This is a genomic window from Hyphomicrobium sp. 01T421 (genome assembly GCF_056398805.1).
The window spans coordinates 497,318-523,013 of sequence record NZ_JBFTQC010000001.1; the positions used below are offsets into that span (position 1 = coordinate 497,318).

Below are 25,696 nucleotides of genomic sequence, written 5' to 3' on the forward strand. Positions count from 1 at the left end.
CACGGACTTTGGCCGGGCGTCCTCAGAACTCTGCGCGCCACAGCCCGTGTTTCGTTGAAAGCCGTGTTGCCGCTCGAGCTGGCGAGTGGGCGCGATGCGCATGCAAGTTCAGTCGCGCAGAATAAAAACAAGCACAAAAGGAACTAGCGCAATGGGGACATCCGCCACGAGCGTTTGGGAAGACACGCTGAACGGTAAGCCGTCCGTCGGATCGCGGGCGCGCCGCTCGCGCCGGACCTCGCAAGAGGACATCACGCGTTTTTCTGAAATGACGGGCGATTACAACCCATTGCACTACGACCAGAAACTCGCGGAGGCATCTGCCTTCGGTCGCGTCATCGTTCAAGGAGGCGTCACCTCGGGTCTTCTCAATGCGATCGTCGCAGAAGACCTTCCAGGGCCTGGTACCGTTTTTCTTGGCGTGAACTGGCGCTTCGTTCGCGCCGTCGGCGTGGATGAGATGATCACGGCGGAAGTCGAGGTTACATCCGTGCGCGAAGACAAACCCATCTGCGAGCTGATCACGACGATCTATGGCGAAGACGGGAGCGTGTGCCTTTCGGGCTCGGCGGTCGTTTATGTGTCGCCGTTGCGCAGACATATGGCCGCCATGCAAGTTGCGGTGGAGTAGAGGGAACTCATGACGGTTACTTCGCATTCGAGCCAGCGCGCGCTCGACGAATCGCGTTGGAAAATGCTCGCGATTCTGAGCTTCGCGATCGTGCTTTCCATGACGACGTGGTTTTCTGCGACTGCGATCGTGTCTGAACTTCGCGCCGTTTGGTCGCTTGATGCCAGTTCCGCTGCGTGGCTGACGAATGCCGTACAAATTGGATTTGTCGTTGGAGCGCTCGGCGCAAGCTTTTTGAATCTTCCAGACGTCATTGCCGCGCGCACACTGATGTCGGCTTCGGCTGCTCTCGCTGCGGCGGCGAATCTCGCGCTGCTCGTCGCTCCAAGCGCTGAGGTCGCGATTGCGTTGCGCTTCATAACGGGAATGGCGCTCGCGGGGGTTTATCCGCCGGCCCTGAAACTCATCTCGACGTGGTTCGTGCAGGGTCGCGGCTTGGCGCTCGGCTGTGTGATTGCAGCGCTGACGCTTGGCTCGGCTTTTCCGCACCTTTTGCGTGCGATAACGACGGATTTGAATTGGAAATTGGTCGTCAGCGCGACATCCATCATGACCGTCGCCGGCGCATTGCTGATGGCGCGGTACGCGGTCGAAGGACCTAACCCGTTCGCGCGCGCGACATTCGATCCTCGCCAGATCGGACGGGTGCTGCGCGACAAGCCGGTGATGCTCGCGAATATCGGTTACTTCGGCCACATGTGGGAGCTGTACGCAATGTGGGGCTGGTTCCTGGCGTTCGCCCAGGCGGCACTGCAGCTGCGAGGCCTCAGCACGTCGAGCGCGTCTCTGATTACGTTCGCCGTGATCGGTTCGGGCATCATTGGCTGCATTCTCGGTGGCGTGATGGCGGATCGCATCGGGCGCACAGCGACGACCTCGATCATGATGGCGCTGTCCGGTCTTTGCGCGTTGCTCATCGGCTTCGCATTCGATGCGCCTCTTTGGATTTTCCTGCTCGTATCGGTGGTATGGGGCGTGACGGTCATCGGCGATTCCGCGCAGTTCTCGGCGATCGTAACAGAAGTCGGAGAGTCATCGTTCGTTGGTACGGCTCTGGCTCTTCAGCTGGGTTTAGGCTTCGCGCTGACCGTCATTGCAATCCGTGTCGTGCCGATGCTCGCCGACTATTTGGGCGGATGGCAATGGGCCTTCCTCGTGCTCGTGCCGGGGCCCGTGATCGGTACGATCGCGATGTTTCGTCTGCGACAACTGCCTCAGGCCGTGAAGATCGGCCACGGTTTGAGATAGCCACCTCGGGCTCGCCCGATGATGCGGCGTCAAAGGCTATCCGCGTCTACGCCACTCGCATTCGTGCGGAAACTCTTTGGCAGCCACTTCGGAGGGTGCTGGAGAACGATCGTCGCGCCAACCGAAAGAAAAAGAAGTCCTATACCCGTCAGCATCGCGAAAGCGTCGGCCGAGAAGCGCCCATAGTACCAGCCGAGAGCGAAGACCAGCGGCAACAAGAATACGACGGATTGGCCGCTGAGTGTCGGCGGAAGATATTTCTGCGCTCGGTTCCAGGAACTCAGGGAAAGCAACGAAGCGCCGATAGCCAGAAACAATCCCCATCCCAGCAATGGTAATGTGGATGGTCCTAGAGGTTGCGAATAGAGTGTGAATTCCTCGCTCATCGGCGACGCCGGAAGAATGGCGAGAAGCGGCGGCAACGCGATCGCGCCGCCAATGAGCGTCAGTAATGTCCAGTCTTCGACGGATACTGCGGAAAAGCGAATAAGGGCGCGCTTATTGAGCACCTGGTAAGCGCTCCACATAGCGAGCGCAACCAATGCCGCGGCTAGACCGATGAGTCCCTTCATTCCATTATCGGTGAATGAAAAGGCTCCCGCGTGAACCTGGCTCCAGACGATCGTCGCGACGCCCGCGCCCCCCAGAAGTGCTGGCCATGCCACCACATGCCATCTGAATTCGCGATACAGCGCATTGTTCACGAGCAGCGTCACGACGGAAATCATGGCGATGATCGCAACGGTGATGACCTCGGACGTATATTTAATCGCTGTGGCGAGAAAAAAATAATAACCGGTGAATCCCAAAAATCCGAGTGCCGATGCGGAAAGCCATTCGGCTCGCGTTCGCTCGGTAAAAATCCGTCGCAAGCTCCCTCGTGCGAGCAGGATGAGCATCGCGAGCAACGTTGAAAAAGAAAATCTAACAATGGCCAAGTCGGCCGTGCCGTAGGGGGCGACGAAGTCTGTTCTGACGTACAGCGAGGACCAGAACATGCAGGCGATGAAAGCATAAAGCAGCCCCCATCGAAGTCGTGACGCGTTGCTCAAAATCCCACCTTGAAAACGTCCACCTCGCCGGAAGTTCGTCCTCTCTCGACGAGCCTCGTCAATTTTGTGCTCACGAATTGATCCATTCGCCGTCGGGTACTCGATTGCCCGCCTTGAGGCAACTGAAGCGTTCGGGTCCGGCGATCGGATTTGAGCTTCCGGCACGCGACCGAAGTCAAATCACTTGATTTCCGTACGGAGCTATATCAGTATGTACCGGTCGATACAAACAAATGACAATAGTAATCGACGAGGGAAGCCCGATGAAAGACCGATTGCCGTTTGCCGACGGTCGCGAGTGAAAGCGAAGCGATGTTCCGTATCGGTTGGCAATCTCGTCGTGGGCTTCGTCCACGCGACGCCAATCGCTCGCAACGCTCTTCTTCCTGAAGACTATCGGCACAAGCGATGAGGTGAGCGGTCTCGCTCACTGCACTCCCTCAAATAAGAAGTCCACTTGCTGTTGGCGTTGCCAGCGGCAGGAAACAAAAAAGGAGGAAATGCGTGTCAGCTACTACAATGTCAGCCGCTGTTGCACCTTATCGACCGAGCGAGGCCGTACGCGGCTTCGTCTGGATTTATGGTCTGTCCATCGTCTCTTGCTATCTGGTCAACCTCTGGGTCACTGCAAATCCGATCGGCCCATGGCGTGGAGCGGATATCGAAAAATCATTCTGGCTGGATAACGTCAGCTGGCAGATCTTTTCAGCCTGGTGGGCTTGTTTCTTTGTCGTCTCGGGCTTCTGGCCGTTCAACTCCATCAAAGACAAGATGCTCCGCGGCGTAGCACTCGTCATCGCCTCATGGTTTCTCGGATGGTGGAGTGCGAAACTCATCTTTCTGATCGGGCCCGGCGCTGACGGCATTTTTCCGCTCGTCGGAACGACGTGGTTTCTTCTCGCCTTCTTCTGTTTTGGGGGCGGAAACTTCCTCGTTGCGAAGCTACCGGCGCATCGCCAGGCGCTCATTCATCTGCTGCTTTTCACCGGTCTTACCTACCTGATCACGCACTCCGCGGTGAAATGGATACCCGCATGGTGGTTTCCATTCTTGCTCGTCGGACTGAGCACGGGGACACTGACATTTCTCACACGCGGCCTGCCCCAGCCCGGACGCGCGATCGTGATCATGGCAATTCTATTCGCGACAGCCTGCCTGTCGTTCCAGATCTCGGCGGCTGCAGGAATATGGGATTTTGACAAATCTCCGATTTCACCGTTTTGGAGCATGGGGCACTTCACGGACGACAGCTTCTGGCTGCTCTGCTTCATGACGGCGACATCGATCAATTACGCGATGCCGATCATCACGCACAACTGGCCGTTCTCGAAGATACCAATGCCGTGGGGCGGCATCCTCGCGTGCGTGACATATCTCGTGATTGACGTAATCGTCGCGAGCTTGCTGACCAAGCTGATCGGGCCAGTATTTTCAAGCATGGAGGAGCTTCTCACGTACGCCTACATGGGCGTGAACTGGTCGCTCGTTATTCCGCTCGTATTCGGAATTGGACTTCAGCAACCGTATCTGTGGGCGGGACAAAAGACGCCCGGAGAATGGGACGACGTTGCTTGAGATAGCTTCCACTCAAGCTGTGGGCGCCCGGCGATTGCCACGCCGCCGGGCGCCTCTTTTCGTCAAATATTGTGCAGCGAATGCCCGTGCCAAATGCTGAGCGATGGACGCAACCGTCCACAATTGAGGGCGACGGAAATGGCCGCCACGTCGTCCCGGATCTGGGCAGACGGGCTTTGCCCGGCTGTACCCACTCGCATCAACTCATGCGCAACAGCGTCACGCTCGTTCCGAACTACGTCGGGAACAACGCCTGAAAAGTTCCAGCTATTTCAACGAGAGGTTGGCGCACCCGGCAGGATTCGAACCTGCGACCTTCGCCTTCGGAGGGCGACACTCTATCCAGCTGAGCTACGGGTGCTTCGGCGAGACTGATAGCCCATTCATCGGCGCGCCGCAAATGCAGACGCCTGCGGCGCGGTAACTGTTCGAAAATAAAGGTGAGACTTCGCGCCTCACCTTACGTTTTCTAGCGTTTGCTCGTCAGCTCGCGCCCGCGCTTCCCAGGAAGCCTCGGGCGCTAATGGGCTCAATAACGGCAGGGCTTGGCAACGACGACGCATTTCGCGAGCAGGATCGCTCCCTTTTTGCAGTCCCACTGCTTGCCCTGTGCATTCCAGAAGTCGGAGTAGCGGGGACCATAGAGGTTGCGCACCGTGCTCTTCCAGTTCTCGCGGGCTTCGATCCGGGCTTTCTCCGAACCCGTCCCCAGAATGCCGGTTGCGGTCGCAACGCCTTCGACGGGTGCGCGGCAGCGAGGCAGCGCTTGGGCGTCGACGGCCCCGAAAGCGGAAGTCATCGCCGCGACGGCGGCGACGCTGGCCATGAATTTGACGGTTGTGCGCATGACAAATAGTCTCCCCAAAGTGACGGTTTGCAACTTCCCCAGCCGGCACCCTACATAGGTGTTGGCGGACATCAGCCACGGGGCAGAGGGCGCTGTCAACGGACCGGCCAGCCCGATTGGCAGATTGGTCCGCCAGCGTGCGATAATGGCCGCGATTTCGTCGAGGAACGCGCCTTCCCGCGGTTTTGAGAATAGCCGCGATTGTCTCAAGTCGCGCCCCGTGCCTAACCGCCCGAGACATGGCCAAAAGAGCAAAGATGCAGCAGAACAAAATTGAGCAGCCTTCAGTCATTGGCGCGGCGGAACTGGTCCCGATCGTCAAGGGAAGCCACGTCTATCTGGTTGACGGCTCAGGCTATATCTTCCGGGCCTTCCACGCCCTTCCGCCGTTGACGCGTCCTTCCGACGGGCTGCCCGTGGGTGCGGTGCACGGCTTCTGCGCGATGCTCTGGAAGCTTTTGCGCGAGTCGAAAACGTCCGAAGCGCCAACCCATATTGCCGTCATTTTCGACGCCGGCCGGGAGACGTTCCGGAACGACATCTATCCCCAGTACAAGGCGCACCGCCCGCCGCCGCCGGAGGAACTTCTTCCGCAATTTCCCCTGATCCGGGACGCGGTAAAAGCGTTCAATGTCGCCTGCATCGAACTCGACCGCTACGAGGCCGACGATCTAATCGCGACGTACGCCAGAGAGGCTGTGAACGCCGGCGGCGATGTCACGATCGTGTCCTCTGACAAGGACCTTATGCAACTCGTGCGCCCCGGCGTCACGATGTTCGACGGCATGAAAGCCAAGCGCATCGGCCGCGATGAGGTGATTGAGAAGTTCGGCGTCCCGCCCGAAAAAGTCATCGACGTACAGGCGCTCGCGGGCGATTCCGTCGACAACGTCCCGGGTGTTCCGGGCATCGGCATCAAGACGGCGGCCGAACTCATTTCGACGTATGGCGATCTCGATACGCTCTTGGCGCGCGCCGGCGAAATCAAGCAGCCGAAACGGCGCGAAAAGCTTATCGAGTTTGCCGAGCAGGCGCGCATCTCGCGTCAGCTCGTTCTCTTGAAAGAAGACGTGCCGCTCGAGATTGGAATCGAAGCGTTCGGTGTTCGCGATCCCGAGGCCGATGCTCTCCTCGGCTTCCTGCGCACGATGGAATTCAGCACGCTCACGAAGCGCATCGCGGAAGGCTTGGGTGCAGAAGCCCCGCCGCCGCTCGCGATCTCGGTCGGCTCGAGCCTCAAATCCAAAGCGCAATCGACGTCGGATAAAATCGAGGCGCTCGGCGAAGAAGCGGCATTCGAGGATGCCACTCCGGCGGCGGCCGTCGCCGCTGGAACGGCGATCGCGCGCGCAAAGGCGATCGACCGCAGTAAGTACGAAACGATCACGACTCGATCCCGCCTGGAGGAATGGCTCAGGAAGGCCGGCCAGACAGGCTACGTCGCGTTCGACACCGAGACGACGGACCTCGATGCGACGCGCGCCGACCTCGTCGGCATTTCGCTTGCCGTCGCGCCGGGTGAAGCGTGTTACGTGCCGCTCGGCCACACGGGGCCAAGCAACGATCTCTTTGGCGGCGCCGACAACCGGCCGCCGCAGCTTCCGATCACTGAAGCATTGGACGTCCTCAGGCCGCTGCTCGAAGACTCGTCTGTCCTGAAGATCGGCCAGAACATCAAGTATGATGCGCTGGTGATGAAGCGCTACGGCGTCGACGTCACGCCGTTCGACGACACGATGCTGATTTCCTACGCGCTCGACGGCGGACGCAATGCGCACGGCATGGATGTTCTCGCCGAGCGCCACCTCGGCCACGCCTGCATGACGTTTGCGCAAGCGATGGGACAAGCGCCGGGCGCCAAGAAGTCCGAGAAGACCTTCGCGGCAATGCCGCTCGATAAGGCGACCGAATACGCGGCCGAAGATGCGGACGTGACGTTCAGGCTCTGGAAAGTCCTGAAGCCTCGTCTCGCGGCGGAACGCATTACCTCGGTGTACGAGACGCTGGAACGGCCGCTCGTGCCCGTCATCGTCGCCATGGAGCACGCGGGCATCAAGGTCGATCGCGATATCCTTGCGCGGCTGTCGAGTGCGTTCGCGCAGCGCGCCGTCAGGCTCGAGGAAGAGATCAACGGCCTGGTCGGCCACAAGTTCAACCTCGGTTCGCCAAAGCAACTCGGAGAGCTTCTGTTCGATCGTCTGAAACTGCCAGGCGGCAAGAAGACGAAGTCCGGTCAATGGGAAACCCGCGCCAACGTGCTTGACGAACTCGCGGCGAATGAAGAACTCGACGGCGATGCGCGCCGCCTGATCAATACGATGCTCGAATGGCGGCAGATCTCGAAACTTCGCTCGACATACACCGACGCGCTGCCCGAATACATCGATCCAGCCACCGGGCGCATCCATACGAGCTACGCGCTGGCGTCGACGACGACCGGCCGTCTCGCCTCGTCCGATCCCAATTTGCAGAACATCCCGATCCGCACGAAGGAGGGCCGGGAAATTCGCACGGCCTTCATCGCGGACAAGGGCATGAAGCTCGTCTCGGCCGACTATTCGCAGATCGAGCTGCGCGTTCTCGCGCACGTCGCCGATATTCCGCAGCTGAAGAAGGCCTTCGCCGACGGCCTCGATATTCACGCGATGACGGCGTCGGAAATGTTCGGCGTGCCGGTCAAGGATATGCCGGGCGAGGTGCGTCGCCGCGCCAAGGCGATCAACTTCGGTATCATCTACGGCATCTCGCCGTTTGGCCTCGCGAACCAGCTGAGTATCAGCCGCGAGGAAGCGAGCGATTACATAAAGACATATTTTCAGCGCTTCCCCGGCATCCGCGATTACATGGAAGCGACGAAGAAACACGCGCATGCGCACGGCCATGTCGAGACGATCTTCGGGCGGAAAATTCACTATCCCGAAATCAACACGAAGAACCCGTCGATGCGCGGTTTCCTCGAACGGGCCGCGATCAACGCGCCGATACAAGGCTCAGCGGCCGACATCATCCGCCGCGCCATGATCCGAATGCCGGGCGCTATCGAGGAAGCGAAGTTGGCGTCGGCCCGCATGCTTCTGCAGGTTCACGACGAACTCGTTTTCGAAGTGGCCGAAGGGGACGCGCAAAAGCTTATCGACATCGCGCGGCATGTGATGGAAACGGCGGGCGAACCCGCCGTCAAGCTATCGGTGCCGATCCACGTCGACGCGAAAGCCGCCTACAACTGGGACGAGGCGCACTAGAGCATCGCGCACAAAAGTGGGCACCGGGTTTGTGCAAAAGCGATGCGACAACAAAAACTTAGCGCGTCGATCCTGCTTCTATCCGGGCCGACGCTCCAATTATTCGCCAGCGGCGGACGGCGGATGCTTGCCGTTGACGTCGTTGAGCGCGCCGTTCGACGTCGAGCGCCAATCGGGAGCAACGTCCGGAGCATCCTTCAGCACCCGGTACGGCTTCGGCATGCGCGTGGACTGATTGCCGGTCAGCCGCTTGTAATTGATCGTCCGGATGAACTCACGAATGCGCGGCTGGATTTCGGTGCGCCAGCGCGTGCCGTTGAACACGCCGTAATGGCCGACGCCCTGCTGCACATAGTGCACCTTCTCGTCGTGGGGGATGCCCACGCAGAGATCGTGAGCGGCTTCCGTTTGCCCGAGGCCGCAAATGTCGTCGCGTTCGCCTTCGACGGTCATGAGCGCGGTATTGCGGATGGCCGAGCAATCGACGAGCTCGTTCCGGTGCATCAGCTTCTTATCGGGAAGGAGGTGCTCCTGGAAAACCGTTTGGACGGTCTGCAGATAGAACTCCGCAGTGAGGTCCATGACCGCGAGATATTCCTCGTAGAACGTCTGATGCTGGTTGACGCTGTCGCAGTCGCCCTTGACGAGATTGTTGAACAGGTCGACGTGGGCATTCATGTGCCGCTCGAGGTTCATCGTCATGAAGCCCGTGAGCTGCATGAAACCCGGATAAACCGGCCGCATGAATCCCGCATGCGGAAATGGCACGGTCGAGATGACGTTGGACTCGAACCACGAGATTGATCTATCTGCCGCGAGATCGTTGACCTTCGTCGGATTACGGCGCGTGTCGATCGGGCCGCCCATCAACACAAGCGACGCCGGCTGACAGATTTCGCTCCGCGAAGCCATCAGCGCGGCCGCGACAAGCGCGGGGACGGCCGGCTGGCATACCGCGATGACGTGCGTGTTTGTGCCGATGAAACGCATGAAGTCGATCAGGTAATCGACGAAATCATCGAAATCGAATCGGCCCGCCGCAATCGGCACGTTCCGAGCGTCGGCCCAGTCGGTGATGTAGACGTCGTGTTCGGGAAGCATGGATTCGACCGTGCCCCTGAGCAGCGTCGCGTAGTGCCCGGACATCGGCGCGATAATCAGAACTTTCGGATCGTAACGCTTGCCGGTCTCGGCTTGGCCGCGATCGAAATGAATAAGATTGCAGAATGGCTTGGCGAGAACGATCTCCTCGCGGATCGGAAGCGTGAGCCCCGCGAGCTGCACGCTTTTGATGCCGAACTCGGGCTTCCCATAACGGCGCGTGATGTTCTCGAACACCTCGCACGCGGCGATCATGTTCTTGCCCGCAGCCGTATAGCTCATCGGGTTGAGAGGCCAGCCGAGCGTCTGACGCAGAGCCTGGACACCGAATCGGACAGGGGACATGAACGCATGGGCCATTTCATAGGCGTAGTAGTTCATATCTGTCGCAAGTCCTTGTGTTAATAAGGATTTCCCGCTGACTGCCAACTCACCGGACAGCTTGTTGTTGCTGCACTGCGTCAGTATAGAACGATTGGTCATAGTCACAATCTAGAAAACGTTTGCGTGCCTAACGATAAGGCACACCCGTGCATTAAAGGTACACTGCCGAACAGCGTCTCCGCCCGGTCTTCTCCGCTGCATCGCGTCAATCACGATGACGCGCGCTCGCCGCTGTTAGTTCCGGGAAGACAATAAGAGAGATAGCTGCGAGAACTCCGGCCAGCATGCCATCACAACGATCCCCCTCATCGACGACCTCGTCCGGCTCGTGGTTACGGCGCTTTGTTGATGTCGCGCCCGGAGAGATCACGGCACTCCTCGCGTCGTTCGCGATGTTCTTCGCGCTGCTGTCCGCCTACTACATCATCCGTCCCGTTCGCGATGAAATCGGCGTCTCGCTGGGCAAGGATTCGCTCCGCGAACTTTTCACGGTCGTCTTCATCGTGATGCTCGTCCTCGTGCCGCTTTTCGGATTTGTCGCGACACGCTTTCCGCGCCGTTATGTGCTTCCGTCGATTTACAGCTTCTTCTCGGCGAACCTCGTCATCTTTTGGCTCGTGCTGAAAGTGTCGCCTGATGATCATTGGGTGGCGGGATCGTTCTTCGTCTGGGCGAGCGTCTTCAATCTCTTCGTCGTATCCCTCTTCTGGAGTCTGATGTCGGAACTCTGGTCGCACGAGGAAGCGACGCGGCTCTACGGCTTCATCTCGGCGGGCGGCACGGCTGGCGCTCTCGCGGGGCCATTGCTCACGCAAGGATTGGTCAGAGTATTGCCACCTGTCGATCTCTTGGCTGTCTCGGCGGTACTGTTGATCGCTTCGATGGCGGCGAGCTTGCAATTGCGCCGCCTGAGACCGGCAGAAGCGAAGACGGCGTCCGAGCCCGCAGGCGGCGGCATATTCGACGGCGCGATAAAGGTCTTCACGACACCGATGTTCGCGCGCCTCGCGCTTTTCATCTTCATCACGAACATCATCGGAACGTTTTTTTATCTGGAGCAGGCGCGCCTCGTCGCGGCATCGATAGACAACAGCGCCGACCGCGTGCTGTTCTTTTCCGGCCGCGACCTCGCAGTCAGCGTCGTGACGTTCCTGATCGAAGTCTTCGGAACGGCGCGCGTTCTCCGCCGTTTCGGCGTAACGGGAGCGTTGCTTGCTTTGCCGCTGACAGGCGCGCTGGGCGTGCTCCTGCTGACGTTCGACGCGGCGCTCTGGATTGTCGCCGCCGTTATGGTTGCTGAACGGATCGTTTCGTTCGCGCTCGCCAATCCCGCGATAAAGGTGGTCTACACGCTCGCCACGCCAGCCGATAAATACAAGGTGCAGAACTTCATCGACACGGTCGTATTTCGCGGCGGCGATGCGACGTCGGGGTGGCTCTTTTCGATCGTCGGAGGCGGGCTCGGATTTGCTGGAGGAGCAACGGGAGCAATCGCCATTCCGCTGGTGGTCGCTTGGCTCTGGACCGCCGAGCGCCTCGGCGCCAATCACAAGCAGCGCGCCGCCGAACTTTCCGTTAGTGACTAAAACCCGTTAACTCGCGGGAGAGCACTGCGGTTGAAGGCAGCGCGCAGTCCGTCGTGATTAGCGTCCGCCGCCGCGACGAGGAGGACCGCCGCTCGAGCGTGCCGTGCCTGCAGGTTCGCCGCCGCCACTACCGGGACGACCGTCTTTGTGACGGAAGTTGATGCGGCCCTTGGTCAAATCATAAGGGGTCATCTCGACCGTCACACGGTCGCCGGCGAGAATGCGGATGCGGTTCTTCTTCATGCGCCCCGAGGTGTAGGCAATGACTTCATGCCCATTGTCGAGCTTCACGCGACAGCGGGCGTCAGGCAGAACTTCGTCCACCACACCCTCGAACTCGAGCATCTCTTCTTTCGCCATTCGATCTCCCGAACTTCCTTTTTTGATAACCTGGATAAGAAAAGCGGGGAGCAGCCGAGCTGCTCCCCGCATGAGTGGAGTGGCCTCGAAAACCTTAGAGAGGACGGAGGTTTACGGCAGCGATCTTGCCGTTACGCCCACGCTCGGTTTCAAAGTAGATCTTTTGGCCTTCGCGGAGCGACTGAAGACCTGCTCTCTCAACTGCCGAAATGTGAACGAAAACATCGTTCCCACCTTCTTCAGGCTGAATAAAGCCGTAACCCTTCTGACCGTTGAACCACTTCACAGTCCCGTTCGACATTAATTGCCTCCAAAGCAAACATGCATTCCCCGGCAGAATGTCCGGAGATAATCAAATCGCGCGATGGAGACGTCTTAGGGCAGGCGGTAGCGCTGTCGAAGAGTAAGCCAAGGCGTGTTCGATGGCGACTTTATGCCTTGCTCCTTCAAGAAAGGCAAGATCGTCGCAGGCGGCACGGAGGCCGCCAGGATGCGCCACAGAGCCCTGAAATGCATGTCGTTTCAGCATCCCGCGGACAACGCCTGATTGAAATTGAGGCGGGCCGCACGGCCCGCCTACAAGCTTCAGGTACGGCCGCTCGGACGGTTAAGAGCGACGAAGCGGGCGCCGACGTCGACATGGATATGATCCATATCGTTGTAGGTCATGATACCGCCGTTCTTATAATTGGCGATCAGCCAGCGGACGACTTCGGCTTTGCGGCCCGGCACCCGGAAATCGATCGCCTGTCCCGAAGCATGCTTCGAGGGATAGTTCGTCCCGGCGATCTTTGCGCCCGGCCGGCAGGTCGAGACGATTTGGACGTTGTTGAATTGGCCCCGGATACGCGCGAGGAGGTTGCGTGCTTCCGATGTCAGACAACCGGTGCTGTCGCCGGATGCGCGGCGGCTGGCGGTAGCATGGCTTTTGGCGCGATAGCTTTTGCCGCCGTTGTACGACTTAGCCTCGGCCAGGCTCGGCGCGACAAACGCGGCAAGTGCCAGAGAAAGCACAGCAATAGTCGATCCCTTACTCATGGGAAGTCCCTCGTGTTCAATGATGGGAGAAGGTCGAATCGCACCGCCCGCTGCTTCCCCGTGAAGCGGCTATGACGAGCCAGAAGGCCCGCGCTGCGGAGCATTGGATTGGACAGGGGACCGCGAGCGCCAGCCCCCCGGTGCGCCTCACGACCGTGATCTCAACGAGACCGGAGGTGCCCTGTCACGGAAGACGAGTGCACCGTTTTGTGCGGCGTGTACTGAAAGCCTTACCCGATGGGCCAAAATAAGGCGAGTTGTAAGGACATCGCGTCCGTTGCGTCTCGCAAACAGCCTTCAGTCGAAATCTGTAAATTGAGCAACAGGCATGGAATAGTTCGCGCAAGCGGAGTAGCAAGAAGGGCGCGGGGCACATCGCGCAAAAGGGGACAGCAGGGAAGGGGACACGATCATGAATGCCTTGAGAAGTCTTTTGATCGGCTTCGTCGCCGGGGTGATTGCGGCGCTCATCGCCCAAGAAGGGATCAGCTGGCTATTCGTGCAATATTGGACCGGCTGGAACGCGATGCCCTGGAGCACGGACGCTGTGCCGAGCCTGCTTGTGCCAACGCTCGACCTGCCCTGGATCGTGGGCAACACGTTGACCGGCGGCCTCTGGGGCGCACTGTTTGGCCTGATCCTCGGCTGGAAGCCTGAGGGCATGATGACCATTCGCGGCGCCATCCTCGGCCTCTTCGGACCGGGCCTCATCAGCGCATTTATTGTGATGCCACATCTCGCGCAACGCCCGTCGCCGCTGCTCGAAGGCAACGTCAGCGAGATCGTACCCATCCTGTGCATCGCTGCCGGATTCGGCGCAGTGGCGGCTTGGCTTTACGGTCTCTTCAGCTGGGGTCGTCTGCCTTAACGGCGAGACGGCCTAGGTGACCTAACGGCCACACATTTGAGATCAGAACGGCAACGGGGCGGCAGTTTCCACGTCCCGGCCCCGCCTTTTCGGCGTCAATGGAACCGTCACGCATTTCCTCAAACGTAACCCCGTCGGCAAGATGACCGGCGGGGCCACGACCCTCGTGATAAGCATCGGCAACTCGAGTGGGCTGGCAACCATCGCGTCGAATACCTAAGTTCCGGAGGCGGCAAATCGAGAGCGCCGAGCCGAATGAAATCCGGACCCTCGAAGGAATTCTACCCTCGCGAAGGAGCTGTCTTGAAAGCGTATTTGATCGGAATTTTCCTGGCGCTCGCCGCAGTCGCCCCAGCCTCCGAAGCGTTGGCGAAGCACGCTAGAGCGAAGCCGAAGCCTTGGTACGAGAAGCCAGTCGAGCGTGACTGCACGCCGATCAATGGCCGCTACGGCTATTACGGCAATCCGTGGTGCGACACCGGTTCGAGCCGCCCGCCGGACATCCAATTTCGCGAGCGCAACCGGGCCAGGTACCGATAAGGGGCATCACTGCCGGGTACGCCGCGCTGCCGCTAATCGGCGGCCTTCGCCTCTGCGCGCGCTTTCAGGCGGTCAAGCAACCAGACGCGAACGGCGCTCGACAGTCCCGCATCCCCGCGTCCTCTGTCGATGGAATTGATCAAGCTCGCGAGTGTCATGCCATCTTCGGCGGCAGCTTCCTTGAGAGCAATCCAGAACGCTTTCTCGAGCGAAACCGACGTTCTGTGGCCCTGAATCGAGAACGAGCGCTTCTCGGGCCTCATTTACGAGGCGGCGTTGGGATCGATATCGTCGGCGTCTTCATCGGCGCGATTGTCTTCCCGTTGTGCCCTGTCGAGCTCGGACTGAGACTTGCGATGCTGCGCGTCAACAAGGCCCCGCTCCGACTTCGATTGCCCGTATTTGAGCCGGTTTTCATGCGCTTCCCGTTCCCGGTCGGCACGCTCGCGGGCTTTACGGACCTTGTTGAGATTGATGATCTCGGCGGTCATAAAATGCACTCCGCAAAGGATGCAAATCGCATCCTGAGTTTCAGTCATTTTATCTGCAGCAACGCAAATCCGTCAAACGGCGACGCAGCTCTTGATGTTGAAAGTGCCGTTCGGTCGCAATGCAGCTGTTATGCAAGTCTGTACGCGAACGTCGCAAAGTTGCGACGATCAGCGGGAGACCGGCGATGTCACTCGGGCCCGATCATCTTTTCCGGCCGCACGATCTCATCGAACTCCTCGTCCGTCACATAGCCGCCGCCGACGGCTTCGTCGCGAAGGGTCGTGCCCTTCTTGTGCGCGGTTTTCGCGATTTTGGCGGCGTTGTCGTAACCGATCTTCGGAGCCAAAGCCGTGACGAGCATCAACGACCGCTCGAGACCGGCGCGGATGTTGTCTTCCCTCGGCTCGATGCCGGCGACGCAATTTTCAGTGAACGATACCGCGGCATCGCTCATCAGGCGGACGGATTGCAGGAAGTTGTAGGCCATTACAGGATTGTAAACGTTCAGCTCGAAATGCCCTTGGCTGCCGGCGAACGATATGGCGGCGTTGTTGCCGAAAATCTGAATGCAAACCTGCGTGAGCGCCTCGCACTGCGTCGGGTTAACCTTGCCCGGCATGATCGACGAACCGGGCTCGTTTTCGGGGAGCGATAGTTCGCCGAGGCCGGAACGAGGGCCCGAACCCAGCAACCGGATGTCGTTCGCGATCTTGAACAGCGACGCGGCGACGGTGTTGATCGCGCCGTGCGAGAACACCATCGCATCGTGCGCGGCGAGCGCCTCGAACTTGTTGGGCGCCGACTTGAATGGCAGGTGCGTGATCGATGCGATGCGCTCCGCCACCAGCTCCGCGAAGCCCTTCGGCGCGTTGAGACCGGTGCCGACTGCGGTGCCGCCCTGCGCGAGTTCCATCAACTTCGGGAGCGTCTGCTCGATGCGCGCAATGCCGTTCTCAACCTGCTGGGTATAACCCGAAAACTCTTGGCCCAACGTCAACGGCGTCGCGTCCTGCGTGTGCGTGCGGCCGATCTTGATGATGCGCGACCAAGCCTGTGCTTTGTCGTTCAACGCGTTGCGCAACTGCTGAAGCGCCGGAATGAGCCGGTGCACGACCTCTTCCGAGCACGCGATGTGCATCGCCGTCGGATAGGTGTCGTTGGACGACTGGCTCATGTTGACGTGATCGTTGGGATGCACGGGCTTTTTCGAGCCCATCTCGCCGCCCATCATTTCGATCGCGCGGTTCGAGATGACTTCGTTCGCATTCATGTTTGACTGCGTACCCGAACCCGTCTGCCAGACGACGAGCGGGAAATGATCGTCGAGTTTCCCCTCGATGACTTCCTGCGCAGCCTTGACGATCGTATCGCCGATCTTCGGATCGAGCCTGCCGAGCGCCATGTTCGTCTCGGCCGCGGCGCGCTTGACGACGCCGAGCGCGCGAACGATGGGAGCGGGCTGCTTCTCCCAGCCGATCTTGAAATTGCCGAGGCTACGCTGAGCCTGCGCGCCCCAATAACGATCGGCCGCCACTTCGATCGGGCCAAAGGTGTCGGTTTCGGTGCGCGTCTTGCTCATGGTGTGCTCGGTCCCGTGATGGATCGGATGTGTCGAATTTCGTGCTTCGTCGCGCATGGGGCGCGCTTTGTCGAGCGTTTTTCATAAGCATTCCGTCATCCTCGAACCGCGAGCATGCGAGCGGTTCGGGGATCCAGCGTAAAAGTTGCCGAAGGCCCAATACTGCGTCTTCGACGAGTCTTACGCTGGATCCCCGGCCTTCGGCGCAGCTGCGCCGCCCTCGGCCGAGAATGACGTTGAACCCACCACCTCTATCATCCCGCTCGGAGCGCGGCAGATCCGGCGGCCGACCCAACCCACCGTCATCCCGGCGAAGACCGGGATCCAGCCAAACCGATAGACCCCGTCTGGCGACTGGTGTCTGGGTGCCGACCTTCGTCGGCATGACGGTAGAGCGTGCAGGTTGACGATGTGCCTGCCGGTCTGAATCAATGAACAGCGCGACGGCAAGCGTCCACGGCGGCCGGCTCGCGGAACGCGAGTCGCCGTGGACAAATAAATAAAGGGACGGGACGGCGTGGCCTCGCTCTTTGCATATGTATTAGGGATGCGGACCAGCGCCGTCCCGTGCATGCCAACTCTCCGCCTCGGCCCCGGCCCATATGTCCGGCGCCTCTCGTATGAGTGCGGATCGCTTTTGAAAGCGATCCCTGAGCCGTCGAACCCGCCATCCGCCCCCGCATCTCCTTTCGAGCGGCGTTTCACCGCGCCGCCTCATCACGAGGCCCGCGCGCGGCAGGCAGTGAACCCGCGGCATACCGATTTCTCCGCGCGACCCCGCATGCTCTTCACCACACATGTCTCGCGGCACGAGCTCATGCCCTTCGCGTGTGGAAAGATGAGCGTGAGTATGCGAGCCTGTCCGCCAGCGGGGATTACTTCCGGCAAAACATTTTCGCGAATGGTTAGCGGCGCGCGAGGTTCAAAGAGATGCTCGAAGGATCGTGTCATTGCGGCTCTGTGCGCTGGACATTCGCAGGCACGCCGGAATCGGCTACCGCCTGCAATTGCACGGTCTGCCGGCGCTACGGTGTGCTGTGGGCCTACGACTATGACGGCGAAGGTATCCACGTAACGGGCCCGACGAAAGCCTATGTCCGAGGCAAGGCGACCAGCTTTCATTTTTGCCCCGGCTGCGGCTGCGTCGCCTACTGGCGCGAACTCGGCACAGGCGACGTCGGCCGCCGTCGCATCGCCGTCAATCTTCGCCTCGCAGAGCCGGACGCGGTCGGCGCGATCGTCATCGATCACTTCGACGGGCTCGTAAGCTTTGATGATCTGCCGCGCGACGGCCGCTGCGTCGCCGACATGTGGTTTTAGAGCTCACTCTCAGGCGTCACAGCTTGCTTCGTGATCCCGGCGCAGGTCGGGATCCACGTAAAAAAGACAGCAGTTTGATGGGACGTTGTGCGGAGATGCGGAACCGCGGAGATTGTGAGCGGTCGCAACGACATCTGCACTGAGTTTGAAGCGCACCTCAGGTCAACGCTCCCATCGACGAAGCGGCGCGCAGATTGTGTGCAACCTCACTTCCGCGCAACGGCGGCTGAGGCTATTCTGAGTAATCTGGGGTGGAGATTTTGCAGCATGGCGAAGCTCGTTTTCGGAATGAACCAGTCGCTGGACGGCTACGTCGATCACATGAAGTTTGCGCCAAGCCCCACGCTCTTTCGCCACTTCATCGAGCAGGCGGAGGGGCAGACGGGCAGTGTGTACGGCCGCAAGATCTATGAGATCATGCGCTACTGGGACGACGATCATCTTGAATGGGATGCAGAGAGACGCGCCTTCGCGGCGGCGTGGCGGAACCAGCAGAAATGGGTCGTCTCGCGCTCCTTGAAGTCGGTCGGCCCCAAGGCCACGCTTGTTGAGGATGATCTTGAGGGTGCGATCCGCAAGCTGAAGGCCGAGCGCGACGGGGAGATCGAAGTTGCTGGCCCGGACTTGGCGCGAAGCCTCACCGAACTTGGCCTGATCGATGAGTATCGGATCTACCTGCACCCCGTCGTGCTTGGTCACGGCAAACCATATTTCGCCGGACCCCGGCCGCCGCTCCGCCTTATGGCTAATGATCGGATTGGCGAGGATGTGATCAGGTTGACCTACGTTCCTGCCTAATCACGCAACTCGCCCGACAGTTACGCCGACGAGTGAGGTCCCTTTCGCCACCATCGTCCGCCCACTCGGCAGCGAGCGAAAGAAATGGCTCCATAGCGAGCGGTGCTCTCGATCTTCGATCCAAACAAGAGCTGGGCAACGCAAAATCCGTCACGTCTCCGAGGATTATTCCTCGATCTGGCTGTCCCTCCACTTTTTGACATGTGGGATGCGGGGAACGATGACCGCGTAGATTGAAGCAATCACTGCGATCGCATACCAGCCGATGCCGATGGCCATGCCGATAGCGGCAGCAAACCAGATTGCTGCAGCCGTTGTCAGGTTTCTTATGCTGTTGTTCTCGCTCTTCAAGATCATACCGGCGCCCAGGAAACCAACGCCCGAAACGACTTGAGCCGCGATACGGGCCGGGCTGTTGGGGTCGGCGACCGTAGATATGAATGTAAACAAGCAAGCGCCCGCCATCACGAAGCAGTGCGTGCTGATGCCGGCAGGTTTGTTGCGAAGCTCACGCTCCACTCCGATGATGATGCCGAGCGCCAGACACAGGGCGAGCTTGACAGCAAAAGCACCCTCAAGGCCAGTTAGCCAACTGGTCATGCACATTCCCTTTTTCGATGTCGGTGATCAGTCAGGTTTGGTTTGCGCTCAGGCCGAGCTTTCCCTCAAGCCGACGTAGATAAGTTCGCTCGCGAGTTCGACAAGGGGGGCAAATTCTGGGGGTGAGAGCGCTTTGATGATCCTTGCTGTGTAAATCAGAACATCAATGCTCTTGCGTGCGTGGAAGGCTCTGGGCGTCGTGCGCCAAGGGCTGCGACCACTGCGGGAGGGCAATTCGCGGGGTTGCCGCACTCGATGGAACAGTATTGATGCAGCCTCTGCCTAAATCTGAGGTCAAGAGAGGTCGCGCAGCAGGTCCGTGAGCACGAGAGCATCCAGTCGTTATGACGCAATCATACTAGGCGCAGGTGCGGCGGGGCTGATGTGTGCCCTCACGGCGGGCCAGCGCGGACGCAAGGTGCTCTTGATTGACCATGCCGACGAGCCGGGAAAGAAGATCCTTATCTCAGGTGGCGGCCGCTGCAATTTTACCAATCTCCATACGCCGCCCGAGCGGTATCTGTCCGCGAACCGCCACTTCGCCAAGTCTGCGCTGCGCCGCTTTCGCCCCGAAGACTTTATCGCCTTGGTCGAGCGCCATCGTATATCTTGGCATGACAAAACGCTGGGACAGCTTTTCTGTGACGGCTCGGCCCGGCAGATCGTCGCCATGCTCCTCGAGGAGTGCGCCAAAGGACACGTCGAGCTGAGGCTTGGCAACGCTGTGCGCGAGTTGGAGCACGCCGATGGGATGTACCGCGTCAGCTGCGGTGATGAGACAGCCTGCGCGCCTGCACTCGTGATCGCGACTGGTGGCCTTTCCATACCGAAAATGGGGGCGACGGGGTTTGCCTACGATCTTGCCCGCAAGTTCGGCCTCGCGGTCCTCGCGCCCCGGCCGGCGCTTGTGCCGCTGACGCTTGGGAGAGACGACACGCTCTTCCAGTCGCTGTCGGGTGTCTCGGCCGATGTCGTCACGCGATGTGGCGACATCGCATTTCGCGAGGCTGCGCTGTTTACCCACAAGGGGCTTTCGGGACCGGCCATACTGCAGATCTCCTCGTACTGGACGCCGGGCGAAGAGATCGGGATCGACTTTCTGCCGCAGCTCGGATCGTCCTGGCTCCTTGAGGCCAAGCGCAGCCACCCCCGTTCCGCGCTGCGCTCCGTGCTGTCGCATGCATTGCCTGCGCGCCTCGCCGAAGCTCTGGCCGAGCGCACAGGGCTCAGCGGAGAGCTCGCAAACATTCCCGACCGGATACTCGAACAAACTCAGCGGCGGCTTTCCGACTGGCGCTTTCGCCCGACCGGCACCGAAGGGTTCGCCAAAGCCGAGGTGACCGCTGGTGGGATCAGCACCGACGAGCTGTCGTCGCAGACCATGCAAGCAAGGAACGTGAGCGGGCTCTACGCGATTGGCGAAGCGGTAGACGTGACCGGTTGGCTTGGCGGCTATAATTTTCAATGGGCTTGGGCGAGCGGCTGGGTGGCAGGTCAAGCCCTGTAGGTCGCTGGCTCAGCGAAGCTGTCGCGCGGCTGGCGTCTCTTTCGAGTCAAAGGCCGCTACTCCCATACCGTCGAATGGAAGTCGGCGAACCCGCGGCATGCCGATTTCTCCGCGCGACCCCGCATGCTCAATCCATACATGACTCGCGGCACGAGAGCGGGGACAGGTTTCGGTGGGGAAGTTTGGAGGATGGTTAGTGGCGTCAGGCAGCGACGCTATCGGTTTCGGGGGCCTTCACAACCGATGTGATGGCATCCACAGTGACAGGTCGGGCAAAAGGCTGCGTTCGCGGCAAGACAATCGTCGTCGTGAACATCTTTTTTACTGGTGCGAGCGCTCCGAAACTGCGGTTCCACCTATAATGTGGCATGCAGAGCGATTCCAAGCCTTACGTGCCATTCTCCCAACGCACCGGCCTTGAGCCAATCCCGCCGCAGCTCAAGATGGGCGAAGTATCCGTCGAACTGCGGCGTCTGCTCTATTATTACATCAGCCTCGAAATCGACCGCGAAGCACGGCATCTGCCGTATGCTGACGACTATTTTAAAGACGAATGGAGGCGGGTCGCCATGGACCTGCACGTTCTCTTCCTCAAGCAGCCGGCAGACAAATTCAAGAACCGCGCCGTTGATATCGAGCAGAATCTAAACTTCTTCATTCAGCGTGCGGACATTGGAAAGTTATTCGATCTAGTCGAATTCTTCCTCCTGCATCCCAATTGCAGCGGCGAGCTTAAGCGCGAGCTTGCGGACGCTTTAGTGACGGCGCGCTCCGCGTATCGCGTCTTCGACAACAAATATATTGCCGCCATCGGCACGGATGAGCAGGCGGAGGTATTCGAGCGCGCCATTGCGGACGCGGAGTCGAAGAATGCCACCGCCGCGCGCAAGCAACTCATCGCGGCGGGTGTTGCACTTCGCAACGGGGATTGGCCGGGTAGCGTGCGTGAAAGCATTCATGCCGTCGAAGCGATGGCCGTGCGTCTCGCGCCGAACACGAACACCCTGGGCGGGGCCCTCAAGGTAATAGAGCAGCGCGGCCATCTGCATGGCAGTCTTAAGGCGGCGTTCGGGTCGCTCTACGGCTATTCAAGTGAGGAGGAAGGCGTGCGCCACGCACTCGTGTTCAGCGACGAGGCGCAGGTGGACGAGGCCGACGCATTGTTCATGCTGGGCGCCTGCGCGTCGTTCGTGTCGTATCTGCTCGGGCGCAGCCCGTAGCGGCGTACGAGGCACAGTGGTCAATATTCGATCAGTCGAGCGGAATGCGGACCGGCAGGCCCGCCTACTTCTTCCGGAACTGATCCAGGCTCAGGATTTTGGCGCCGCCTTCGGGGGCCTGTTCCTTAGCGGCGTCGGCGTCATCGCCGTCTTTCGGAGCTTCCTCTCCGGCGCGCGAGGCGGGCTCCGGATTGGGCGGGATGGAAGGAACGGATTTCACGGCAACCAGCGTCGGCGCGCTGTTTGGCGCATCCTTGTCGCCGCGGGGCTTGCGGGGCGCTCGCGGTTTTTTGGATTGCGTGCGCGGCGTATCCGTTGCGTCGACGACGTCGTAGGTCGCGTCCGCGGTGACCGCACGCGGCACGGACGGCGCGTCGCGATCGCTCGCTTCCTCGTCGAACTGCAACCCGTAGCGAACGCTCGGGTCGATGAAGACCTTGATGGCGGCGAACGGAACGACAAGCCTTTCGGGGATGCCGTCGAAGGTGAGCTTGACCTCGAACCGGTCCTCCGAAACGATCAGATCCCAGAACCGGTGCTGGAGCACGATCGTCATTTCGGTCGGATATTTTTCCTTGAGCCGCTTCGACAGGATTACGCCCTGCGCCTGCGTATGGAACGAGATGTAGAAATGGTGCTCGTCGGGCAACCCGGTCTTGACGACCTGCTGCAGAACCGCGCGCACAACGCCTCGCATCGCCTCCTGTTGTAGCTTTGCGTAATCTATGGACGGCCCCGATGCCATGCCTCAGCCTTCAATTCGCGAACACTTCGTTCTGACCTCTGAAATCAGATTTGCCGTCCCGTCAAGTCCCGTCTCGTCAAGTCCGAGTGCCAGGAACATTCTAAAGGGACGCAGAGAATAAGTGGAGGGCTTCTGTTGCCCGGTGCCCTCCGGACCGCGCCTTATCCTGCTACGGATAAGGGCTTCAAGTTCAGGCTATTCGCACTGCATTACGCAGCGAGAGCAGCCTCAGCATAGTTGTCATTTGCAACTACTCTGTATGACCCGATAACGGTGGTATCATGCCGGGCAAAAGCTAAGTCCTTTACGCCTTCGTCGATCCTATTTCGCCCCCATACCTACCGGGCCTTTCGGCCGGCTCCCCGGAGGGGAGTCGAAAGACCCCAGCGAGAAAATGGTGGAGGCGCCGGGTACCGCCCCCGGGTCCGATCGGCTTATTACGACCGCGTTTATCGCCATAGCTGGCAAGCCAGCAGAACGAATATAGGGTGCAATGCTTTCGAACAAAAGCGTTTCCGCGCCTATGTGCTCGCCGTGACGAAGAAATCTGTGATCGGCAGGGCGACGATTGGACCGAGCGATTGGTGAACAGGACACCCGATTTTGCCGCTGGGCGCCGTGATTTGATCGTGACGCGCCTGCGGGCGGGAGAACTTCAGCCCAAGAAATTATAGAGTGAGCGTATCGTCGCAAGATAAGGTCCCAGTCTCAATCCCAGTCCCGGCCCGGGCCCGGCCCGGGTGTTGGGTTGCCTTCAGGGTCGAACCGAAAGTCGAATGCAAGGTCACGTGCAAAGTCGAACTCAGATTTGGAAATGGGTGGCGACCGGTGTCTGCCTGGCGGTCGCGATCGTCGTACTGGCGACAGTTTCGGGCTACGGCGCCGCCGCCGTCTTCGATATGTGGAGCCAGATCAAGGAGCCTCGCGCCTTCGCGGCCGGCGAACCCGAAGCCCTGATGACGGGACGCGTCGCCATTTCGCTCTTCGCTTTTCAGGCGGTGACGGTCGTCTCTGTACTTCTGGCCAATGCTCGCCGCAGGCGCGTTGCGGGCGCGCCCTTTTTGAATTTCGACATGCCGCCGGGCGGTATCAAGACGCTCGCGCTCTCCGTCGTCGTGCTGATGGCGCTCGCGATGCTCTTTGCCTCCTTTGTTTTCGTTTTCAATCCGGACGCACTGCAGCACGACCTGCAGCCCTTCGCCGAGATGATGAAGTCGCGGACGTGGTGGCTCATTCTTCTGGCCGCCGGTATCGGAGCGCCGCTCGCTGAGGAATGCCTGTTCCGGGGTTTGCTCTTCGGAGCCCTCAGGCCGTCGCCATTGGGATTTATCGGAGCGGCGGTCATCACCGCGGTGACGTGGGCCCTGCTGCATGCCAATTATTCGCTCTACGGCTTGGCTGCGATAACGCTGATCGGACTTTATCTTGCGTGGCTTCGCGAGCGCACCGGGTCGCTATTGACTCCAATCGTCTGTCATGGCGCCTACAACTCGCTGATCATCCTCTTGATGGCTTTCTCGGCCGCGGGATCGTTCGGCTAGGTGAGGGGAAAACCACTGGAATCGATCCGCGGTCCAGAATCGATTAGTGCTCATTAAATGCAACAATACCTCGACCTGCTGCGCCGCGTCAGAACCGAAGGCGCGAAGAAAACAGACCGCACCGGCACCGGCACGCTTTCGGTCTTCGGCCACCAGATGCGTTTCGACCTTTCGGAAGGCTTCCCCCTCGTCACGACGAAGAAGCTGCACCTGAAGTCGATCATCGTCGAGCTGCTGTGGTTTCTGTCGGGCGCGACGAACACCCAGTATCTGAAGGAGCACGGCGTCAGCATCTGGGACGAATGGGCCGACGCGGAAGGCAATCTCGGTCCGGTCTACGGCAAGCAGTGGCGAAGCTGGGAAGCCCCCGATGGCGCGACCATCGATCAAATCACGAACGCCGTCGACGATCTGAAGCGCAACCCCGATTCGCGCCGCATCATCGTGACGGCTTGGAATCCCGGCGACCTGTCGAAAATGGCATTGGCGCCGTGCCACTGCCTTTTCCAGTTCTACGTCACCGACGGTAAGCTCTCTTGCCAGCTCTATCAGCGCTCGGCGGACGTGTTCCTCGGCGTGCCGTTCAACATCGCGAGCTACGCGCTGCTGACGATGATGATGGCGCAGGTGACGGGACTGAAGCCGGGAGATTTCGTCCACACGTTCGGCGACGCGCACCTCTATCTCAATCACCTGGAGCAGGCGGATCTGCAGCTGTCGCGCACACCGCGCGCGCTCCCTGAGATGAAGATCAATCCCGCCGTGTCATCGATCTTCGACTTCAAATACGAAGACTTCGAGCTGACGGGCTACGATCCGCACCCGCACATCAAGGCGCCGGTTGCGGTTTAGTGGCGGTTAGTGCGTGCTCGAGGTTTGAATGTCGCGGGCCTGAGGTTTGGTATCGGTTTTGGCGTCCGTCGTCACTGCCTGAAGTTGCTCCGAGCCCTTGAGAGGCACGACCGCGGTAACGATGTCATTCTGGTCGTAGGTCACCTGAGCGCTCATTGGCGTTCCGTTGAAATAGCCCTCGGTCGGCGTTCCGACCGCCTCCCATAGGCCCATCGTGAAGACGTCAGCGGCGCCGTGCAGAATGGCACGGCCCGCCTTCGCGCCGCCGCTGTAGCCCTGGGTGAAACTGAAGATATCGGTGCGAACGCCTTTGTCTGTCTGGGTGCTGACGGGCGGCCCCAGTTCCGCGATCAATCTCGCCCTCGGTTGACCAGCCGACAGGACATTAAGGTCCTTCGCGTTAGGTTGGTTCGCGGCCATGTAGACAGCGCATCCGCCGCTGACGATGCCAGTGAAAAGACACGTGGCGATGGCCGCCAACCCATAGACCAATCGCCTTTGCATTGCCTGACGTTCCCCGTTGTCCCGGTTTTGAGACGAAGGCTAGAACGTCCTCCGCACAAAGAGCAA

The 25,696-nt window shown here is 60.0% G+C and carries 25 protein-coding genes, 1 tRNA gene and 1 other RNA gene; 13 read left to right on the forward strand and 14 right to left on the reverse strand.

Annotated features, from left to right (window positions below; translation table 11 throughout):
* Window positions 1–151 precede the first annotated feature (151 nt).
* Together AC1DK3_RS02305 and AC1DK3_RS02310 are read left to right on the forward strand one after the other, a co-directional pair.
* Window positions 152–631 carry a MaoC family dehydratase gene (locus tag AC1DK3_RS02305; RefSeq protein ID WP_477190682.1) on the forward strand — a complete coding sequence of 160 codons (480 nt, stop codon included), beginning with the start codon at window positions 152–154 and terminating at the stop codon, window positions 629–631.
* Window positions 632–640: 9 nt separating this feature from the next.
* Window positions 641–1,879, forward strand: a complete 1,239-nt coding sequence (locus AC1DK3_RS02310; RefSeq protein WP_477190683.1) for an MFS transporter — start codon at window positions 641–643, stop codon at window positions 1,877–1,879.
* 29 nt (window positions 1,880–1,908) lie between these two features.
* On the opposite strand, the gene AC1DK3_RS02315 is transcribed toward AC1DK3_RS02310, so the two are convergent.
* Window positions 1,909–2,931, reverse strand: a complete 1,023-nt coding sequence (locus AC1DK3_RS02315; protein WP_477190684.1) for a DMT family transporter — start codon at window positions 2,929–2,931, stop codon at window positions 1,909–1,911.
* Between the two features lie 504 nt (window positions 2,932–3,435).
* On the opposite strand from AC1DK3_RS02315, the gene AC1DK3_RS02320 reads away from it, so the two are divergent.
* The gene (locus AC1DK3_RS02320) at window positions 3,436–4,506 is read left to right on the forward strand and encodes a hypothetical protein (RefSeq protein WP_477190685.1); all 1,071 of its coding nucleotides are present in this window, start codon (window positions 3,436–3,438) and stop codon (window positions 4,504–4,506) included.
* Window positions 4,507–4,790: 284 nt separating this feature from the next.
* Here AC1DK3_RS02320 and AC1DK3_RS02325 read toward each other — a convergent pair.
* Together AC1DK3_RS02325 and AC1DK3_RS02330 are read right to left on the reverse strand one after the other, a co-directional pair.
* Window positions 4,791–4,867: transfer RNA gene (locus AC1DK3_RS02325), tRNA-Arg, on the reverse strand.
* 168 nt (window positions 4,868–5,035) lie between these two features.
* A complete protein-coding gene (locus AC1DK3_RS02330) occupies window positions 5,036–5,353 on the reverse strand; it encodes a hypothetical protein (protein WP_477190686.1) in 318 nt (105 codons plus the stop codon).
* A gap of 257 nt (window positions 5,354–5,610) precedes the next feature.
* On the opposite strand from AC1DK3_RS02330, the gene polA reads away from it, so the two are divergent.
* Window positions 5,611–8,595: a DNA polymerase I gene (gene polA, locus AC1DK3_RS02335; RefSeq protein WP_477190687.1), complete on the forward strand. Its 2,985-nt coding sequence runs from the start codon at window positions 5,611–5,613 to the stop codon at window positions 8,593–8,595.
* Between the two features lie 99 nt (window positions 8,596–8,694).
* Here the strand turns inward: polA and AC1DK3_RS02340 are convergent, their stop codons facing one another.
* Window positions 8,695–10,077, reverse strand: a complete 1,383-nt coding sequence (locus AC1DK3_RS02340; RefSeq protein ID WP_477192851.1) for a polyhydroxyalkanoate depolymerase — start codon at window positions 10,075–10,077, stop codon at window positions 8,695–8,697.
* A 287-nt stretch (window positions 10,078–10,364) separates the two neighbouring features.
* On the opposite strand from AC1DK3_RS02340, the gene AC1DK3_RS02345 reads away from it, so the two are divergent.
* The gene (locus AC1DK3_RS02345) at window positions 10,365–11,666 is read left to right on the forward strand and encodes an NTP/NDP exchange transporter (protein WP_477190688.1); all 1,302 of its coding nucleotides are present in this window, start codon (window positions 10,365–10,367) and stop codon (window positions 11,664–11,666) included.
* A gap of 57 nt (window positions 11,667–11,723) precedes the next feature.
* Here the strand turns inward: AC1DK3_RS02345 and infA are convergent, their stop codons facing one another.
* The 3 genes from infA to AC1DK3_RS02360 all read right to left on the reverse strand — a co-directional run bounded on the left by infA (window position 11,724) and on the right by AC1DK3_RS02360 (window position 13,064).
* On the reverse strand, window positions 11,724–12,026 hold the full coding sequence (gene infA / locus AC1DK3_RS02350) for a translation initiation factor IF-1 (RefSeq protein ID WP_339085679.1): 303 nt from the start codon (window positions 12,024–12,026) through the stop codon (window positions 11,724–11,726).
* Between the two features lie 94 nt (window positions 12,027–12,120).
* On the reverse strand, window positions 12,121–12,327 hold the full coding sequence (locus tag AC1DK3_RS02355) for a cold-shock protein (RefSeq protein ID WP_013214405.1): 207 nt from the start codon (window positions 12,325–12,327) through the stop codon (window positions 12,121–12,123).
* Between the two features lie 284 nt (window positions 12,328–12,611).
* Complete coding sequence (locus tag AC1DK3_RS02360; RefSeq protein WP_477190689.1) at window positions 12,612–13,064, reverse strand: YcbK family protein; 453 nt, start codon at window positions 13,062–13,064, stop codon at window positions 12,612–12,614.
* Window positions 13,065–13,476: 412 nt separating this feature from the next.
* Between AC1DK3_RS02360 and AC1DK3_RS02365 the strand changes: the two genes are divergently transcribed.
* Complete coding sequence (locus tag AC1DK3_RS02365; RefSeq protein WP_477190690.1) at window positions 13,477–13,932, forward strand: hypothetical protein; 456 nt, start codon at window positions 13,477–13,479, stop codon at window positions 13,930–13,932.
* Between the two features lie 255 nt (window positions 13,933–14,187).
* Window positions 14,188–14,472: a hypothetical protein gene (locus AC1DK3_RS02370; RefSeq protein WP_477190691.1), complete on the forward strand. Its 285-nt coding sequence runs from the start codon at window positions 14,188–14,190 to the stop codon at window positions 14,470–14,472.
* Between the two features lie 32 nt (window positions 14,473–14,504).
* Here AC1DK3_RS02370 and AC1DK3_RS02375 read toward each other — a convergent pair whose 3' ends face one another.
* The 3 genes from AC1DK3_RS02375 to fumC form a co-directional block, all read right to left on the reverse strand.
* Window positions 14,505–14,735, reverse strand: coding sequence for a ribbon-helix-helix domain-containing protein (locus AC1DK3_RS02375; protein ID WP_477190692.1), 231 nt, complete (start codon window positions 14,733–14,735; stop codon window positions 14,505–14,507).
* The gene (locus AC1DK3_RS02380; protein ID WP_477190693.1) at window positions 14,736–14,963 is read right to left on the reverse strand and encodes a DUF4169 family protein; all 228 of its coding nucleotides are present in this window, start codon (window positions 14,961–14,963) and stop codon (window positions 14,736–14,738) included.
* Between the two features lie 188 nt (window positions 14,964–15,151).
* A complete protein-coding gene (gene fumC, locus AC1DK3_RS02385) occupies window positions 15,152–16,543 on the reverse strand; it encodes a class II fumarate hydratase (protein ID WP_477190694.1) in 1,392 nt (463 codons plus the stop codon).
* A gap of 930 nt (window positions 16,544–17,473) precedes the next feature.
* Here fumC and AC1DK3_RS02390 point away from each other — a divergent pair.
* Both AC1DK3_RS02390 and AC1DK3_RS02395 read left to right on the forward strand, forming a co-directional pair.
* The gene (locus AC1DK3_RS02390; RefSeq protein ID WP_477190695.1) at window positions 17,474–17,863 is read left to right on the forward strand and encodes a GFA family protein; all 390 of its coding nucleotides are present in this window, start codon (window positions 17,474–17,476) and stop codon (window positions 17,861–17,863) included.
* A 267-nt stretch (window positions 17,864–18,130) separates the two neighbouring features.
* Entirely contained in the window at window positions 18,131–18,661 is a 531-nt protein-coding gene (locus tag AC1DK3_RS02395) for a dihydrofolate reductase family protein (protein WP_477190696.1), read from the forward strand.
* Between the two features lie 165 nt (window positions 18,662–18,826).
* Here AC1DK3_RS02395 and AC1DK3_RS02400 read toward each other — a convergent pair whose 3' ends face one another.
* Window positions 18,827–19,261, reverse strand: coding sequence for an MgtC/SapB family protein (locus AC1DK3_RS02400; RefSeq protein WP_477190697.1), 435 nt, complete (start codon window positions 19,259–19,261; stop codon window positions 18,827–18,829).
* 319 nt (window positions 19,262–19,580) lie between these two features.
* On the opposite strand from AC1DK3_RS02400, the gene AC1DK3_RS02405 reads away from it, so the two are divergent.
* Both AC1DK3_RS02405 and AC1DK3_RS02410 read left to right on the forward strand, forming a co-directional pair.
* The gene (locus AC1DK3_RS02405; RefSeq protein ID WP_477190698.1) at window positions 19,581–20,768 is read left to right on the forward strand and encodes a BaiN/RdsA family NAD(P)/FAD-dependent oxidoreductase; all 1,188 of its coding nucleotides are present in this window, start codon (window positions 19,581–19,583) and stop codon (window positions 20,766–20,768) included.
* Between the two features lie 368 nt (window positions 20,769–21,136).
* Entirely contained in the window at window positions 21,137–21,988 is an 852-nt protein-coding gene (locus AC1DK3_RS02410) for an AbiJ-NTD4 domain-containing protein (RefSeq protein ID WP_477190699.1), read from the forward strand.
* A gap of 64 nt (window positions 21,989–22,052) precedes the next feature.
* Here the strand turns inward: AC1DK3_RS02410 and AC1DK3_RS02415 are convergent, their stop codons facing one another.
* Window positions 22,053–22,733 (reverse strand): SspB family protein, encoded by a 681-nt coding sequence (locus tag AC1DK3_RS02415; RefSeq protein WP_477190700.1) that lies wholly within the window; start codon window positions 22,731–22,733, stop codon window positions 22,053–22,055.
* Window positions 22,734–22,853: 120 nt separating this feature from the next.
* Window positions 22,854–23,246: a transfer-messenger RNA gene (gene ssrA / locus AC1DK3_RS02420) on the reverse strand.
* A 263-nt stretch (window positions 23,247–23,509) separates the two neighbouring features.
* On the opposite strand from ssrA, the gene AC1DK3_RS02425 reads away from it, so the two are divergent.
* Entirely contained in the window at window positions 23,510–24,274 is a 765-nt protein-coding gene (locus AC1DK3_RS02425) for a lysostaphin resistance A-like protein (protein ID WP_477190701.1), read from the forward strand.
* Window positions 24,275–24,331: 57 nt separating this feature from the next.
* Window positions 24,332–25,126 (forward strand): thymidylate synthase, encoded by a 795-nt coding sequence (locus tag AC1DK3_RS02430; protein ID WP_477190702.1) that lies wholly within the window; start codon window positions 24,332–24,334, stop codon window positions 25,124–25,126.
* A 6-nt stretch (window positions 25,127–25,132) separates the two neighbouring features.
* Here AC1DK3_RS02430 and AC1DK3_RS02435 read toward each other — a convergent pair whose 3' ends face one another.
* On the reverse strand, window positions 25,133–25,630 hold the full coding sequence (locus tag AC1DK3_RS02435) for a hypothetical protein (protein ID WP_477190703.1): 498 nt from the start codon (window positions 25,628–25,630) through the stop codon (window positions 25,133–25,135).
* Window positions 25,631–25,696: the final 66 nt, after the last annotated feature.